The sequence below is a fragment of the Halorubrum sp. SP3 genome (genome assembly GCF_005435195.1).
GTDB classification, from domain to species: Archaea; Halobacteriota; Halobacteria; order Halobacteriales; family Haloferacaceae; genus Halorubrum; species Halorubrum sodomense.
This window is the reverse complement of the sequence record NZ_SGTU01000018.1, coordinates 58,419-73,487: the sequence shown is the minus strand read 5'-3', so window position 1 is coordinate 73,487 and position 15,069 is coordinate 58,419. Positions and strand designations below refer to the sequence as shown.

At 66.1% G+C, this 15,069-nt stretch carries 10 protein-coding genes and 1 tRNA gene; 8 read left to right on the top strand and 3 right to left on the bottom strand.

Annotated elements, in window-relative coordinates; genetic code table 11:
• Positions 1 to 440: 440 nt before the first annotated feature.
• Positions 441 to 1,310 (top strand): DNA adenine methylase, encoded by an 870-nt coding sequence (locus tag EXE42_RS13045; protein ID WP_092919572.1) that lies wholly within the window; start codon positions 441 to 443, stop codon positions 1,308 to 1,310.
• A gap of 15 nt (positions 1,311 to 1,325) precedes the next feature.
• Here the strand turns inward: EXE42_RS13045 and EXE42_RS13040 are convergent, their stop codons facing one another.
• The 3 genes from EXE42_RS13040 to EXE42_RS13030 form a co-directional block, all read right to left on the bottom strand.
• On the bottom strand, positions 1,326 to 2,363 hold the full coding sequence (locus EXE42_RS13040; protein ID WP_092919570.1) for a restriction endonuclease: 1,038 nt from the start codon (positions 2,361 to 2,363) through the stop codon (positions 1,326 to 1,328).
• Between the two features lie 71 nt (positions 2,364 to 2,434).
• Positions 2,435 to 3,457 (bottom strand): hypothetical protein, encoded by a 1,023-nt coding sequence (locus EXE42_RS13035; RefSeq protein ID WP_092919568.1) that lies wholly within the window; start codon positions 3,455 to 3,457, stop codon positions 2,435 to 2,437.
• Between the two features lie 321 nt (positions 3,458 to 3,778).
• Positions 3,779 to 3,851, bottom strand: a tRNA-Arg gene (locus tag EXE42_RS13030).
• Positions 3,852 to 4,139: 288 nt separating this feature from the next.
• Here EXE42_RS13030 and EXE42_RS13020 point away from each other — a divergent pair.
• From EXE42_RS13020 to EXE42_RS12990, 7 genes are all read left to right on the top strand, one after another.
• The gene (locus EXE42_RS13020; protein WP_137706683.1) at positions 4,140 to 7,685 is read left to right on the top strand and encodes an MMPL family transporter; all 3,546 of its coding nucleotides are present in this window, start codon (positions 4,140 to 4,142) and stop codon (positions 7,683 to 7,685) included.
• The gene (locus EXE42_RS13015; protein WP_137694288.1) at positions 7,685 to 8,437 is read left to right on the top strand and encodes a TrmB family transcriptional regulator; all 753 of its coding nucleotides are present in this window, start codon (positions 7,685 to 7,687) and stop codon (positions 8,435 to 8,437) included. The genes EXE42_RS13020 and EXE42_RS13015 overlap by 1 nt, the downstream gene beginning before the upstream one ends.
• A 226-nt stretch (positions 8,438 to 8,663) precedes the next feature.
• A complete protein-coding gene (locus tag EXE42_RS13010; protein WP_137706682.1) occupies positions 8,664 to 10,367 on the top strand; it encodes a PAS domain-containing sensor histidine kinase in 1,704 nt (567 codons plus the stop codon).
• A 92-nt stretch (positions 10,368 to 10,459) separates the two neighbouring features.
• A complete protein-coding gene (gene rimI / locus EXE42_RS13005; protein ID WP_092919526.1) occupies positions 10,460 to 10,966 on the top strand; it encodes a ribosomal protein S18-alanine N-acetyltransferase in 507 nt (168 codons plus the stop codon).
• A gap of 90 nt (positions 10,967 to 11,056) precedes the next feature.
• Positions 11,057 to 12,856, top strand: a complete 1,800-nt coding sequence (pepF, locus tag EXE42_RS13000; RefSeq protein ID WP_137706681.1) for an oligoendopeptidase F — start codon at positions 11,057 to 11,059, stop codon at positions 12,854 to 12,856.
• A 58-nt stretch (positions 12,857 to 12,914) separates the two neighbouring features.
• A complete protein-coding gene (locus EXE42_RS12995) occupies positions 12,915 to 13,391 on the top strand; it encodes a hypothetical protein (protein ID WP_137706680.1) in 477 nt (158 codons plus the stop codon).
• A 418-nt stretch (positions 13,392 to 13,809) separates the two neighbouring features.
• Positions 13,810 to 14,949: an aminopeptidase gene (locus tag EXE42_RS12990; protein WP_137706679.1), complete on the top strand. Its 1,140-nt coding sequence runs from the start codon at positions 13,810 to 13,812 to the stop codon at positions 14,947 to 14,949.
• The last annotated feature ends 120 nt before the right edge of the window (positions 14,950 to 15,069 follow it).

Genomic DNA, 15,069 nt, shown 5'->3' with positions numbered 1-15,069 from the left:
GCTTCCACCTTCAGAGCGACGCTATCCCGTCGCCTTCTGCGGATTCAACAGAGCACCGTGGTGGGATTCCCGCGTCTTCAGGCGCGGGAGGAGGTCAAAAAACGTTGTGGGCCGACTATTCTCGAAGCGTCATTCGCTGCGGTCCGTTGCCGGACGCACCCCCCCTCCCGGCGAAGAATGACCCTGAAGAGATGAATACGAGTGTTGGATTCGATACAGAGGCGACTCTGGGATCGTGTCTCGTGTTACGGCACTGGTATCGCAGTTGAGTACCTCGTTGGTTTGCTGGACGCACCCCCCTCCGTCCGTCTCTTCGACTCAAAGCCCGATAGAGTACGATACAGTCGTGCTGCGGCTGACGGGCCTCTAAACCACATCTCAAGTGTCTATACTACCCCAACGAGACAGTTTTTTGCTAATACCGAGGAGATTTGTACTGAATGGTGGAGCCGATTTTAAAATGGGCGGGTGGGAAGCGCCAGCTTCTCTCAGAGATTACGGCACTGTTTCCGATCTCATATGAGGCGTATCACGAACCGTTCGTAGGGGGCGGCGCAGTCTTTTTTCAGCAGGATCCTGACGACGGGACGATAAACGATCTAAATACGCGGTTAACAACGTTTTATGAGATCGTCCGAGACCAACCGGACGCCCTCATTTCCGAGAACAAGACACACGAGCATACTGAAGAATACTACTACGACGCTCGGTCGGAGTTCAATGAGTTCCTCACACAGTCGGCTCTGACACAAGACGAGCGGGTCCGAGAGGCAAGCTTACTATTATATCTAAATCGGACGTGTTTCAACGGATTGTATCGGGAGAACAGTGACGGCGAATTTAACGTCTCTTTCGGGCGGTATTCAGATCCAGATTGGGTACAAGAACAGCGGATCCGAAAGGCATCGCGTGTCCTCCAAGACACGGCCGTGTTCAATACGGATTTCAGCTACGTCGTTGATGAGGCTTCTAGGGGCGATCTTGTGTATTTCGATCCGCCGTACGAACCGGTGTCGAAAACTGCGGATTTCAATTCGTACCAAGCAGAGGGATTCGACCGAGAGGATCAACGCCGACTTCGCGATGTCGTGATCGAACTCACGGAAATGGACGTTTCCGTGATCCTCTCTAACTCGCCGCCAATCACGGAGTTATACGAAGACTACGACGTGTTCTCGATCAGATACGTGGATGCTACTCGTGTTATAAATAGCGATGCCAGTAGTCGCGGGGAGGTCTCAGAAGTTCTCATTACAAACGTTCCAGCAGAGGCGCAACGACGAAAGACTCTCTCCGACTTTACAGAGTGAGCCGTCGGAAATCACTCAACGTGGCGTTGAGTCCAGCACGTATTGTTGCTCAGATCCCCGGCCACTCGTCGTGATTTCAGGGAGGCAAACGAGCCACTCGCCAACGGTTCGGGCGCGTCGACGAGTGGTTGAATCCGAGAGATCCGTTTCGGCAGCGAGGATATTCGTAATATCACGTCGGGAGAGAGTACCGTCTTCTTCTAGTTGAGCGTATACACGGGAGATGATCTCGACGTCATGGATCTGCTGTGTGAGGAGGTTATCCGCGGATTCTCGATCGCCACGATCGAGGTACGTGAGGTATTCCTCACCGAGTCGGGTGAGTCCCCAACGACGGATCGTGTGGTTGTCGATTTCGACCTCCTGTTCTTTGTGGAGAAACTGGAGGAGCCACGCGGCGATACCGTAATAATCCGCTTGCCGCGGATTAAACGTGTCTGTATCCCTCTGTCTTCGAACGTATTCTGCGATCTCGGGCTTAATATCCGAACCCGATCCAACCGCCTGGATAACAGTACGTATCACGCTGAAATTGTCTGCCTGTGGCACCTCTAGTGACGGAATAGTATCGGTGCGCTCCGGTTTCTCGAACGCACTCCAGAACGTGGGATCGAGTTCGTATGATTCGTCGTCTGTAACGACGCCGATACTGCTCTCGATCATGATGTCCGTGAGCCGGTCACCGTCGATCAGTCGGATGAAATCTTGGTCTGCGCTTGTCTCGGCTCCAGAAGTGAACGAGGACGTTGTGATCACCGTTCCGATATGATACTGCTGCTCTGAGAGTGCACCTTTAAATCCACGGAGGGTGCGGGCGCCGACGGTGTTTCCAGTAGCATACTGTTTTGCTTGTACGCCGAGCCGGGCATGGAATAGTTCTCGGTCGATGACCGCGTGAATATCGATGCCACCATCGCCACGGAACGGTGTTAGCTCGAGTTCACGAGTTGGCTCTGCCCGCTCGATCACCATTTTACAGAGCTGCTCGAACTGCTCGTGGTCGATCTGTAACCCTTTATCGAGCAGTTCCTCTTTCGCCGTCGATGCTTTCATTCAAGATCGAAGTTTTCACCGCTGAACAAAAATCCTCCTGCCAGAGCAACCAGTACGTTACAGCAGCTGGATCAGTCTTGCGTTGTAAAATCCAGTTCAGAATACTCGTACGTGTAATACTTGATCCCGCTCTCCTCACAGTGCTTCGAAAGCTCTCCCGGCGATACGTCCTTCTCCTCGAAATCACCCAAGAACGCGACTGCCACGTTGTCATCGCCACGCTCCTCAGAGCCTTCCACCACGACGGCCGTGTCCGGATCGCTGTGGCTGGTCTTGACCACCTGATCTCCTGGGACATACGGGTTGTCTGCGAATGCGAGGTTCTCGTGTTTGTACGTCCAGAGCTTGACGTCCTGGTCGTCACAGTACGACGCGAGGATCGCGGGGTGGTAGTCCCGCCACGCACCTGGTCCCTCGTCGAGCGAACTCGGGAACGCGACCCGCACCGCTTCCCCGTCCATTTCGTGTCCGAACGCGCCGGTGTTCTGCTCCGGCGGCAGTACCTCGATGACGATCCCCACTGACGCCTCCGAGTCGCCAGCCTTCACCACCCGATCCCCTGGTGAGAACGGATTCTCCGGCTTCTGATTCATGTGGGCGGTGTTAGGACCGAGGTCGATCAGTTCGTTCATCGGGCGGGCCGCGAGGTGGTCGAGTTTTTCCGGGGACTCGCCCGAGAACGCCTTTTCCGTTTCGACCTTCGATTTCAGCGTCTCGAGTCGCTCCCACCCGAGTAGCATTAGACTGTCCTCGTTGTCCCGATGCCAGACCATTACCACGATGTCGTCGTCGGGATCTCGTTCAACGAGCGACTCGGGAAGGAAGGCCGAGACGTCCCGCGATGACTTCACGTCGACCGTGTAGCCAAAAACCTCGAAGTCATGCCCAGAGAAGCTCTCGGAGTTACACCGCCGGATTGCTTCCTCGTTTTCCCACTCCCACATCTCGACGGGGAGGTACTCGCGACAGAACTGCTCGAACGCGAGCTCGCCGAGGTTCCCGATCCGCTTCACGTCCAGGTCGTCGGCTCCCTGAATGACCGCTTGGTGGTGGGCTCGCTCGTGATCGATTTCGTCCGGGGTGAACCGATACATTAGTTGAGTATCAGACACCGGACAGATATATTTTCAGTATTAAATATCAAATCAAAGAAAGAGAGGGCGAAGGAGCGTCGTGATTCCGGCCCCCGACGAGAGCGGCTGATTAATCGTGAAACCTCGAGCTAGACTAGCCTCGCACGACGAAACCACCAACCACCCAAGGACATTACCCCGACTCCGTCACGTGTATTTCACGAACCGCACGAAGGCGACGACCCCCGTCACGCTGCGTGACGAACTCAAACCCGTCACTGGGGGTTTGCCTTATATACACCCGGCCGCCGTCCTGTCAATTTGCCCCGTCAGAAAACGTGACGGGCGCGACGGGATTTGAACCCGCGGCATCTTGGTCCGGAACCAAGTGCTCTGTCCGCTGAGCTACGCGCCCTCACGACCGGGTATCCGCGGCGAGCGTTTAACGCTTCTGACTCGGATTCTCAGCAGGAGAGTGCGAGTCGGTCCGCCGCTCGAAGGCATCGTCCGGGGCCGGATCGTCGGGACGGACTGGACTCACAGCGACGGGTCTGAACGCCCCGCCGGCGGAAGCGCTCCCGACTGGCTGCGATCCCGACGTTGAACGATCGGTCGACGGAGACGGAACGGTTATCCCGCAGCTGTTAGTACGAAAGTACAGACAGATGACTGGCCACCGTGTGGCGGACGAACAGAGGTACGGATGAGGGGAGTCGACACCGTCGTCGACGCCGTGATGGACCACAGCCGCGTGGTGATCGCGGTGATGTTGGTGCTGACCGTCGCCATCGGAAGCGGGGCGGTGATGGTCGAGCAGACCTCTTCGCTCGACCAGTTCCAGACCGACTCGCCGGAGAGCGATGCGCTCGAGTACATCCAGGAGAACTTCTCGACCGGCGAGGAAAACACCACGACCGCGCAGGTGATACAGCGCGACGAGGACGTGTTCGACGAGGCGTCGCTCGTGGGGATGCTGGAGTACCAGCAGACGCTCCGGGAAAACGAGACCGTCAACGCGACGCTGTCCGGAAACGGGTCCACCACGAGCATCGCGAACGTCGTCGCGACCGCGGCGATCACAGCCGAGGAGGGCGAAGACGTCCAGCGGACCGCCGCCGAACTGCGGGCGCTCAACGAGAGCGTCAGCGAGGAGCGGGCGGCGATCCGGGAACGCAACGAGACGCTGAGCCGGACCGCGGGGCTGCTCCGTGAGGCGCTGACGACGCTCCGAGGGAACCCCGACGCGAGCGTCGGGGCCGAATTCGCCGGCGTGCGTGCGAACACGAGCGTCGAACTCGACGAGGAGGACGCCGCGACGTTCGAGCGCGCCGCCGAGCGGCTCCGGAACGCGTCCACCGAGGCCGAGACGCGGGAGGCTTACCGGCTCGGCACGCGAGGCGTGCTCGAGGATCAGTACGCCGCCTTGCGGGACCGTTCGGCGGCGCTTCGAGAGGACGTGGACCGCCTCCGGGAGCTCGACGACGAACTCGCGACCGAACGCCGGCAGTACGAGAACGCCTCGAACGCGACCATCGAGGAGCAACGGGAGCAGCTCCGCTCGATGAACGAGTCGGCTATCCACGACACCGTACGAACCGTGCTGGGCGAGGACGCCGGCGGGAACGGCGGCGACGGACTCGGACCGTTCGCCCTGATGCCGACCAGCTACGACCCCGGCACGACCGAGGCCAACGCGACGATGCTGATCGTGACGATGGAGGGCGAGGGCGCCGCGGCCACCGGCGCCGCCGGCGAGGACGTGATCGACGCCCAGCTGGCGATGCAGACGCTGGGAGAACGGGCCGGCGGCGGCGAGTACCTCGTGTTCGGCGCGGGGGTCATCAGCCACGAGATCACCAGTTCGATGACGGACAGCCTGCTGATCGTCGGGCCGCTGGCGGTCCTGTTCGTGCTGATCGCGCTCGCGGTCGCCTACCGCGACGTGCTCGACATCCTGCTGGGGCTGTTCGGCATCGGTGCCGTACTCGCGTGGACGTTCGGCTTCATGGGCTGGACGGACATCGCGTTCAACCAGATCTTCATCGCCGTCCCGGTGCTGTTGATCGGGCTGAGCATCGACTACGCGATACACATCTTCATGCGCCACCGCGAGGAGCGCGCCAACGGCGGCGGGGACGGGCCGCGAGGCTCGATGCGGACCGCGCTCGTCGGCGTCGGGATCGCGCTGCTCTACGTCACGGCGACCACCGTGATCGGATTCCTCTCGAACCTCACCAGCCCCGTGCCGCCGATCAGGGAGTTCGGGATCGTCAGCTCCGCGGGGATCACCGCGGCGCTGCTGGTGTTCGGCCTGCTGATCCCGGCGATGAAGGTCGAAGTCGACGACCTGCTCGAATCCCGCGGGATCGATCGGCGAAAGCGAGCGTTCGGCACCGGCGGCGGCGCGTTCTCGTCGGTGCTCTCCGTCGGCGCGATCGCCGCACGGAAGGGTCCCTACCTCGTGATCGTGTTCGCGCTGGTGCTCAGCGTGGCCGGTGGCTACGGCGCGACGCAGGTCGACACCTCCTTCGAGCAGTCGGACTTCATCGCGGAGGACCCCGCCGACTGGATGAAGGAACTCCCCGAGCCGTTCGCGCCCGGGGACTACACCGCGAAGGCCAACCTCGAGTACGTCAACGACAACTTCCTGCGACAGGACTCGCAGGCGCAGATCCTGATACGCCCCGACGGGGGTGATCTCACCGACGACGACGTGCTCCGGCGGATCGCCGCCGCCGAGGCGACCGCCGTCGATAAGCAGAACGTGACACAGACGCTCTCGAACGGGGAACCGCGGATTCGGAGCCCGCTATCGGTGATGGAGTCGGTCGCCGAGCGGAACGACGCCTTCGCCGAGCGGTTCGCCGCCGCGGACGCGAACGACGACGGCGTCCCCGACCGTAACCTCGAGGCGCTGTACGACGAGCTGTTCGAGGTGGCGCCCGACGGCGCCTCGGAGGTCATCGACCGCGACGACGGCAAGTACACCGCGGCGCAGATCACCATCTCCGTACAGGGCGGGGCGAGCGGCGACGCGGTGACCGAGGCGATGCGCGACGTGGCCGACGAGGTCGACGGCGAAGGGCTGCGGGCCACCGCGACCGGCGGTGCGGTCCTGAACACGATCGTCCAAGACCAGCTGCTCGAGACCGTCGTCGAGAGCCTGGTCATCACGCTCGTCGCGACGTTCGTCTTCCTGATGATCGCCTACCGGATCACCGAGGGGAGCGCGAGTCTGGGTGCGGTGACGCTGCTCCCGGTCGGGTTCAGCGTGACGTGGATCCTCGGGACGATGTATCTGCTCGACATCCCGTTCAACGTGATCACGGGGATGATCACCAGCCTCACCGTCGGGCTGGGGGTGGCCTACAGCATCCACCTCTCCGAGCGGTACAACCAGGAGCTGGAGCGCACCGGCGAGATATGGACCGCGATGGAGCGAGCGGTCACCGGCACCGGCGGCGCGCTGCTGGGGTCGGCCGCCACGACGGTCGGCGGCTTCGGCGTGCTGGTGTTCGCGATCCTGCCGCCGCTCCAGCAGTTCGGCCAGATCACGGGGCTGACGATCGTCTACGCGTTCCTCGCGAGCGTGTTGGTGTTGCCGTCGCTGCTCGCGGTCTGGACGCGGTTCGTCGGTCCGGACGGCGTGTTCCCCGAGCCGACCGACGGTGAGGACGGCGGCGACGAGGGTCCGGCTGGCGCATCCGACAGCGCGCCCGGCGGTACGGTCGACGGCGCGCCACGCAGTGCGCCAGAGGGCACGGTCGTCGGCCCCCGCGCCGAACGCCGCTTCGATCGCTCGGTCGTCGGCCCGGACGGTACGGTCACGGTGACTATCGAGACCGAGGGCGTCGACGGCCGTGCGGTCGTGTACGAGCGCGTGGACGGGACCCCCACCGTCGAGTCCGCGACCCCGGAACCGGTTCGACACGTCGAGGCCGACGGCGTGCTCTCGGTCGCGCTCGAGGGGGAGAACCCGACGCTCCGGTACACGACGACGGTGCCCGGAAACGTCACGGACGGCGAGACGATCGCGTTCGACGGTGCGGTCTCCGTCGACGGCGAGCCCTCCAAGACCGACGGCGAGTACGAGGTGGCGGTCGTCTCCGACGTGTTCGAGCGCGTCACCGCTTCGGGCTCGGTGTCGGCGGCGGACCTCGCGGACGCCTACGACGGCTTCGAGCGCGGGGAGCTCACCGAGGCGCAACTCAGCCGGATCAACCAGGCCTGGACCCGCGGGAGAGAGTGATGAACGACGCCGACGCGGCGGACGCGTTGACGGAACTCGGGCTGTCGGCGTACGCGGCCCGGACGTTCGTCGGCCTCCAGAAGATCGGCGTCGCCAGCGCGGGCGAGGTCGCACAGGTGACGGAGGTGCCGCGATCGCAGGTGTACGGCGCGACCGACGAACTGGAGGAGCTGGGGCTGATCGACGTACAGGACGGATCGCCCACGCGCTACCGCGCGGTCCCGGTCGACGAGGCCCGCGACCTGCTGTACGACCGGCTGCGGTCGACCACCGACGAGGCCTTCGATCACCTCGAGACCGTCCGAGGACAACACGCCCCCTCCGACGACCGCGAGGCAATCTGGACCACGGAGGGCCGAGAGAACGTGGCCGCCCGGATCACCTCGCTGGTCGCGGACGCCGAGCGGCAGGTGCTGTTCGCGACCAGCGTCCCGGCGCTTTTGAACGGCGACGTGGCCGACGCGCTCGTCGAGGCCGCGAACGATGGCGTCGGCGTGACCGTCGCCAGCGCCGACGCGGCCGTGCGCGAGGCCGCCGTCGAGGCCGGGCTCTCGGCCGTCGACGTGGAGGACGCGGCGCCGGAGCTCAGCGTCGGACGCGTGCTGCTGGTCGACGGCGACACGGTGCTGTTGAGCGTACAGCCGACCGAGGAGATGCCGACCGTCGCCGACGAGTCGGCGTTCTGGAGCGAGGGGACCGGCTTCGCACGCGTGCTGGCGGCGGTGATCCGGCAGGCGTTCGTCTCGGAGTGATCTCCCGCGAGGGGAGTGTCTCACGAGGGGAGTGTCTCACGAGGGGAGTGTCTCACGAGGGGACGGTCTCACGAAGGGACGGTCTCACGAGATGTGAGAAGCCGAGAGAACGTGACAGCCGCGCCCGACCCCGGATACGGCGATCGCTTGACCGCGAATTATCGCTGTTGATTCCGTCCGGGGACGGTTTTATCCCCTGGCGTCCGTACGGTCGACAGAGCCGACCGTGACCCTCCGTCCATCCGACACGTCGACGCCGGTCCGCGGCGCCGACGAGGGCGGCGCCGCCGATACCGGTGCCCCCGAAGCCGACGATCGAGCCGCGGTCGACGCGCCCGTCGATACCGGGGACCGATCGGTCCGTTCGGAGCATCGCGCCGACCTCGGTCGATCCCCGGGTTCCTCGGCCGAAACCGAGCCGGCGTCGGGACCCCTCGACGCGACGCCCGCGAAGGGCGAGCCGCGTCCTCCCGAGGCCGACCGCTTCCTCCTCGCCGTCGCCGTGGACGGCGAGGTGCTGTTCGCCGGGCCGTCCGCCCCGGACGTCGTCGGCGTCGAGCGCGACGCGCTCGTCGGGAGCGACCTCCTCGACCGCGTCCATCCGAGCGACCGAGAGCCGGTGGCCGACGCGCTGTCGGCGGTCGCCACGAGCCGAACGGTCACCCACCGGATCCGTCGCGCGAGCGGGGGGTACACGTGGGTCGAGTCGGTCGTCGACGAGGAGCTCGCCCCGGAGTTCGGCGGGCGGATCGTCACGGTCCGGCGCGTCGACGTCGACCGCACCTTCCCGGAGCGCTACCGCGCCTTCCTGGAGTACGGTAGCGATCTCGTCACCGTCGTCGACGGCGACGGCGTGGTCGTCTACGAGAGCCCCTCCGTCGCGGAGGTGCTCGGCTACGAGCAGGGGTCGACGGTCGGGCGCTCACCGCTCGGCTACGTCCACCCGGACGACCGGGAGCGCGTGACCGAGCGGTTCTACCGAGCGCTCAACGAGCCCGACGCGGCGCCGACGCTGGAGTACCGCTACCGCACCGCCGACGGCGGCTGGGTCTGGCTGGAGTCGCGGACCCGCTCGCTGCCGGCCGACAGCCCCGTCGGCGAGCTGCTGGTCAACTCCCGGGACGTCAGCGCGCGGAAGGCGCGCGAGCGGCGGCTCACCGACCGCAACGAGCGGCTCGATCGCTTCGCGAGCATCGTCTCACACGACCTGCGGAACCCGCTGTCCGTGATCCGCGGCTCGATGGAGATGGCGCGGCTGCGCGGCGAGACGGGTCCCCTCGAACGCGGCGAGCGCGCCGTCGACCGGATCGACCGGCTCGTCTCGGAGCTGCTCACCCTCGCGCGACAGGGGACCGGGATGGACGAGCCCGCGGAGTTCGCGCTCGCGAGCGTCGCCCGAGACGCCTGGGAGACCGCCGCCGGGGACGACGGGGACGCGCAGTTGGTCGTGGCTCGGGACGCGCGGATGTACGGGGACCGTGGCCGAACGCGACAAGCCCTCGAGAACCTGTTCCGTAACGCGACCGAACACGCGAAGCCGGGCGCGTCGACGGACGAGGGAGTCGGCGGCGGCGAAACCCGCAACGGCGACGAGAGCGACGGGGCAGACGACGCGCTCACCGTCCTCGTGACGGCGACCGAGAGGGGGTTCCTCGTCGCCGACGACGGGATCGGGATCGACCCCGACGACCGGGAGTCGGTGTTCGACTCCGGCTTTACCACCCGAGCCGACGGGACGGGATACGGCCTCGACATCGTCCGCGAGGTCGTCGAGTCGCACGGGTGGACCGTCGAACTTCGAGCGCCCGCGGACGGCCCCGTGAATCTCCCCGACGGACGGCGGCTCCGACTCCCGGACGGCGCGTGTTTCGAGGTGTGCGCCCCCGATCCGGCGGACGCCGACCCGGAGGAGCCCTGGATCGACGCGTGAGGGGGGGCGGCGCGTCGCCGCCGCGGCTCCCGTCGCCGCTGTCACCCCCGTCGACCCGGCGCGTTTATTCCCCGCGGGCCGCAAGCCGACCCGTGAGCGCCGCCGACGTGACGGTCCGAGGGGCCGACCCCGCCGACCTCCTCGCGGTGGTCCGGATCGAGCGGGCCTGCTTCTCGGACCCGTGGCCGCGCGACGCCTTCGAGCGGCTGCTGGACGAGCCGGCGTTCCTCGTGGCGGAGCGGGCGGGAGCAGTCGTGGGGTTCGTGATCGGCGACCGGACGCCGAACCACGGGCACGACATCGGCCATATCAAGGACCTGGCCGTCCACCCCGACGCCCGCGGCGAGGGGATCGGTCGGACCCTCCTCCGGTCGGCGCTGGTCCGGCTCCGTGCGACCGGCGTGGCGGTCGCTCGGCTGGAAGTGCGCGAGGGGAACGACCCCGCCCGGTCGCTGTACGCCGACGAGGGGTTCGAGCCGATCCGGCGGGTGGGCGGCTACTACCGCGACGGCGAGGACGCGCTCGTGCTCGTCGTCGACCTCGCGGCCTGGGCCGAGGGGGAGGACGGGGGCGGCCACGGAAGCGATGAGCCACGTTGACACGCCGCGAGTGGCGCCCGTTCTCACGCATATCGGCCCGCCGCGCGGGGTTTGCCAAGGCTTAGTGTGGGGGAGGCCGACCCGAAGGGTATGAGTTCGGTTCCCGAGCGGTCCGAGATCGACGCCGAGTACAAGTGGGACCTCGACGGCATCTACGCCGACGACGAGGCGTGGGAGTCGGCCTACGAGGAGGTATCCGACCGGATCGACGAGCTGGCCGCCTACGAGGGGCGCGCGGTCGAGGGCGCCGCCACGCTCCTCGAACTGCTCGAACTGCGCGAGGAGATCTTCCGCGAGCTCCGGCAGGTGATGACCTACGCTCGCCTGCGCAGCGCGGAGGACACGCGAAACCAGGAGTACCAGGCGATGTCCGCGAAGGCGTCGTCGCTGGGCTCCGAGGCGTCGAGCGCGATATCCTACCTCGAACCGGAGATCCAGTCGCTCACGGAGTCCGACGTCGCGGCCCTCGTCGACGACGAGCCGGCCCTCGCCGAGTACGAGCACTATCTCGACGACGTCCTCCGGAAGAAGCCGCACACGCGGTCGAGCGAGGTCGAGGAGGTGCTGGCGGACCTCTCGGAGGTCACCGACGCGCCGAGCGAGATCTACTCGATGCTGACGAACGCCGACATGACCTACGGCGTCGTTGAGGACCCCGACGGCGAGGACGTGGAGATCACGCAGGCGAACTTCACGAAGCTCCAGACGAACCCGGACCGCGAGTTCCGCGAGCGCGTCCACGAGACGTTCTACGACGAGTGGGAAGACGTGCGCAACACGGTCGGCACGTCGCTGGAGAAGGCCGTCCGCGAGCACGTCACGAGCGCCGAGATCCGCGACTACGACTCCGCGCGCGCCGCCGCCCTCGACGACTCGAACGTCCCCGTCGAGGTGTACGACACGCTCGTCGAGTCGGTCGACGACAACCTCGACGTGCTCCACCGGCACGCCGAGCTGAAGGAGGCGGCGCTCGGCGTCGACCAGCTCCGGAGCCACGACCTTTACATGTCGCTGACCGGCGATCAGGGCCCCGACGTGGAGTACGAGCAGGCCCGCGAGTGGGTGATCGAGGCGGTCGCGCCGCTGGGCGACGCCTACCAAGAGCGGCTGGCCGAGGGGCTCGACTCGCGGTGGGTCGACGTGTACGAGAACCGCGGGAAGCGCTCGGGCGCGTTCTCCTCCGGCACGTACGACACCCAGCCGTACATCATGATGAACTACCAGGACGACATCGCCTCGATGTACACGCTGGCCCACGAGCTCGGCCACTCGATACACTCGGAGCTGGCCGGCGACGCGCAGCCGTGGCACGACGCCAGCTACGAGATCTTCGTCGCGGAGATCGCCTCCACCGTCAACGAGACGCTGCTCACCCACCACCTGCTCGACACCGTCGAGGACGACGAGCTCCGCACCCACGTGCTCGACGAGTACCTCGAACGCTTCCGCTCCACCCTCTTCCGCCAGACGATGTTCGCGACGTTCGAACAGGAGATCCACGAGCGCGTGGAGGCGGGTGACGCGCTCACCCCCGACGCGTTCGACGAGATGTACGGCGACCTGAAGGGCGACTACTACGCGCCCGCCGAGCTGACGGGCGGCATCGAGCGCGAGTGGCAGCGTATTCCTCATTTCTATTATGACTTCTACGTCTACCAGTACGCGACCGGCATCTCCGCCGCGGCCGCCATCGTCGAGCGGATCCTCGACGAGGGGGAAGACGCCGCCGCCGACTACCGCGAGATGCTGAAGGCGGGCGGCTCGGAGTACCCGCTCGACGTGGTCGAACTCGCCGGCATCGACATGGCCTCGCCCGACCCGATCGAGTCCGCCGTCGGGATCTACGACGACTACCTCGACGAGATCGCGGCGCTGCTCGACCTAGAGTAACGGCGCCGCCCGGCCCACACAAAGCATATAGTTCGCTCGGGGCTATCCGCCCGGCGCGATGGACCGCAGGCTCCTCGCCGTCCCGGGCGCCCTCCTCCTGCTCGTCCTGATCGCGGACGTGAGCGTCGTCGGCTGGGAGGCGACGTTTCGGGCGGGCGCGGGGCTCGACCAGCACTCGGCCGTGAACGCCAGCGACCTCCCCGCGCGGTGCGCCGACGCCGCGGTCGCGCTCGCGGACGGCCGCACCGTCTCGATCCGCGGGTATCGGGTCGCGCCCGGATCGATCGACCTCCTGTTCGAACGCGCCTCGACCTCCGGAGAGTGGGCCTTCGGCGACGCGAACTGCGCGAACCGGCTCGGCGGCCTCGACAACCTGCGCGTCGACGGGGAGTCGTACAGGGTCCTCGGGGGGTACTCGCGCGAGCGCTTGGACCGGACCCCGTTGGCGGGACTGGCGAAGATCGGAAGTGGACTCGTCGGCGTCGGACTGCTCGCGATCGGGCTCCTCGCGACCGTTCACCGCGAGTCCGAGTGACGCCGACGAGCCCGCTCCCGACAAGGTTATTTAAATAATGCGCGGTGGCGCGTGCCTCCGAGGCCCCTTGCGGCCGAGGAGTACGCGCGAGGGAGCGGTGAGCGCTCGGAGAGCGCGAACCGCGAGGTTGGGGAGGCGTGAGGTGCGGGGCGGGGCGGGACTCAAAGGGGCAGTCGCGAGGACGAAGCACGCCGACGTAAGCACTGGAAGCAGCGAGCAACGCGAGCGACTGAAGCGCGCAACGAGGCGCGCGAGTCCTCGCGGCTGGGGCTTTGGAGTTGTACGCCGCAAATTCACGAGATCCCGGATATCGGTGAGCTGTTGACTTGATGGCGAGGTCCGCCACCGCGCCGTCGACCACTTATAAACAACCATCGTCCCGGCACCGATTTACCGCTCCCCCGCCACACACCGGATAATGGACGAACGCGTACGCGAGCACGCCGAGGTGCTCGTCGACTGGAGCGCGCGGGTGGAGGCCGGCGACGACGTCGTCGTCAGCGTCGCGGAGGACGCCCACGAGCTGGGCGTCGCGGTCGCCGAGGCGCTCGGCGAGCGCGGGGCGAACGTCACGACCCTGTACGGGTCAAGCGAGGTCTCCCGCGCCTACCTGAAGGGCGTCGAGGCCGGAACGGAGGGCGACGTCGAGGCCGACGACTTCGACGCGGACCCCGCGGTCGAGCGCGCGCTGTTCGAGGCGGCCGACGCCTACCTCCGGATCGGGGGCGGGCGCAACACCACCGCGACCGCGGACGTCGACCGCCCCACGCGGCAGGCGTACGCGAAGGCCCGCAAGGGCGTCCGCGAGGCGCGGATGGACACCGACTGGGTGTCGACGGTCCACCCGACCCGCTCTCTCGCCCAGCAGGCGGGGATGGCCTACGAGGAGTATCAGGAGTTCGTCTACGACGCGGTCCTCCGCGACTGGGAGTCGCTCGCGGAGGAGATGGCGCAGATGAAGGAGATCCTCGACGCGGGCGAGGAGGTCCGGATCGTCACCGAGCGCGACAGCGCGCCCGACACCGACGTGGCGATGTCGATCGCGGACCGCACCGCGGTGAACTCCGCGGCCTCCGTCGCGTACGACTCCCACAACCTCCCCTCGGGCGAGGTGTTCACCGCGCCGTACGACACCGAGGGCGAGGCGTTCTTCGACGTGCCGATGACCATCGACGCGACCCGCGTTCGGAACGTCCACCTCGTCTTCGAGGGCGGCGAGGTCGTCGACTTCTCGGCGGAGGCCGGCGAGGACGCGCTCGCGGAGATCCTCGACACCGACGAGGGCGCCCGGCGGCTGGGGGAGCTGGGGATCGGGATGAACCGCGGTATCGACCGATTCACCGACTCGATACTCTTCGACGAGAAAATGGGCGACACCGTCCACCTCGCGGTCGGCCGCGCCTACGACGCCTGCCTGCCCGACGGGGAGTCCGGCAACGACAGCGCGGTCCACGTCGACATGATCTCCGACGTGAGCGAGCGTTCCCGGATGGAGGTCGACGGCGAGGTCGTCCAGCGGAACGGGACGTTCCGGTGGGAGGAGGGGTTCGAGGAGTAAGTCGGGAGGACGATAACTCGGTGGGAGAAGGGGAGACTGTCGGCTCCGTTGGAATTCTCAACTCGTGATATGCTCTTGGAGGCGTGCTGAATGTAGACGGTGAGCGCGTATCGGACGTAA

What these genes read in the sequence shown, in the direction of transcription:
- pepF (WP_137706681.1), top strand. Translation starts at nt 11,057, where the DNA reads ATGAGTTCGGTTCCCGAGCGGTCCGAGATCGACGCCGAGTACAAGTGG.
- EXE42_RS13020 (WP_137706683.1), top strand. Translation starts at nt 4,140, where the DNA reads ATGAGGGGAGTCGACACCGTCGTCGACGCCGTGATGGACCACAGCCGC.
- EXE42_RS13035 (WP_092919568.1), bottom strand. Translation starts at nt 3,457, where the DNA reads ATGTATCGGTTCACCCCGGACGAAATCGATCACGAGCGAGCCCACCAC.
- EXE42_RS13015 (WP_137694288.1), top strand. Translation starts at nt 7,685, where the DNA reads ATGAACGACGCCGACGCGGCGGACGCGTTGACGGAACTCGGGCTGTCG.
- EXE42_RS13045 (WP_092919572.1), top strand. Translation starts at nt 441, where the DNA reads ATGGTGGAGCCGATTTTAAAATGGGCGGGTGGGAAGCGCCAGCTTCTC.
- EXE42_RS12995 (WP_137706680.1), top strand. Translation starts at nt 12,915, where the DNA reads ATGGACCGCAGGCTCCTCGCCGTCCCGGGCGCCCTCCTCCTGCTCGTC.
- EXE42_RS13040 (WP_092919570.1), bottom strand. Translation starts at nt 2,363, where the DNA reads ATGAAAGCATCGACGGCGAAAGAGGAACTGCTCGATAAAGGGTTACAG.
- EXE42_RS12990 (WP_137706679.1), top strand. Translation starts at nt 13,810, where the DNA reads ATGGACGAACGCGTACGCGAGCACGCCGAGGTGCTCGTCGACTGGAGC.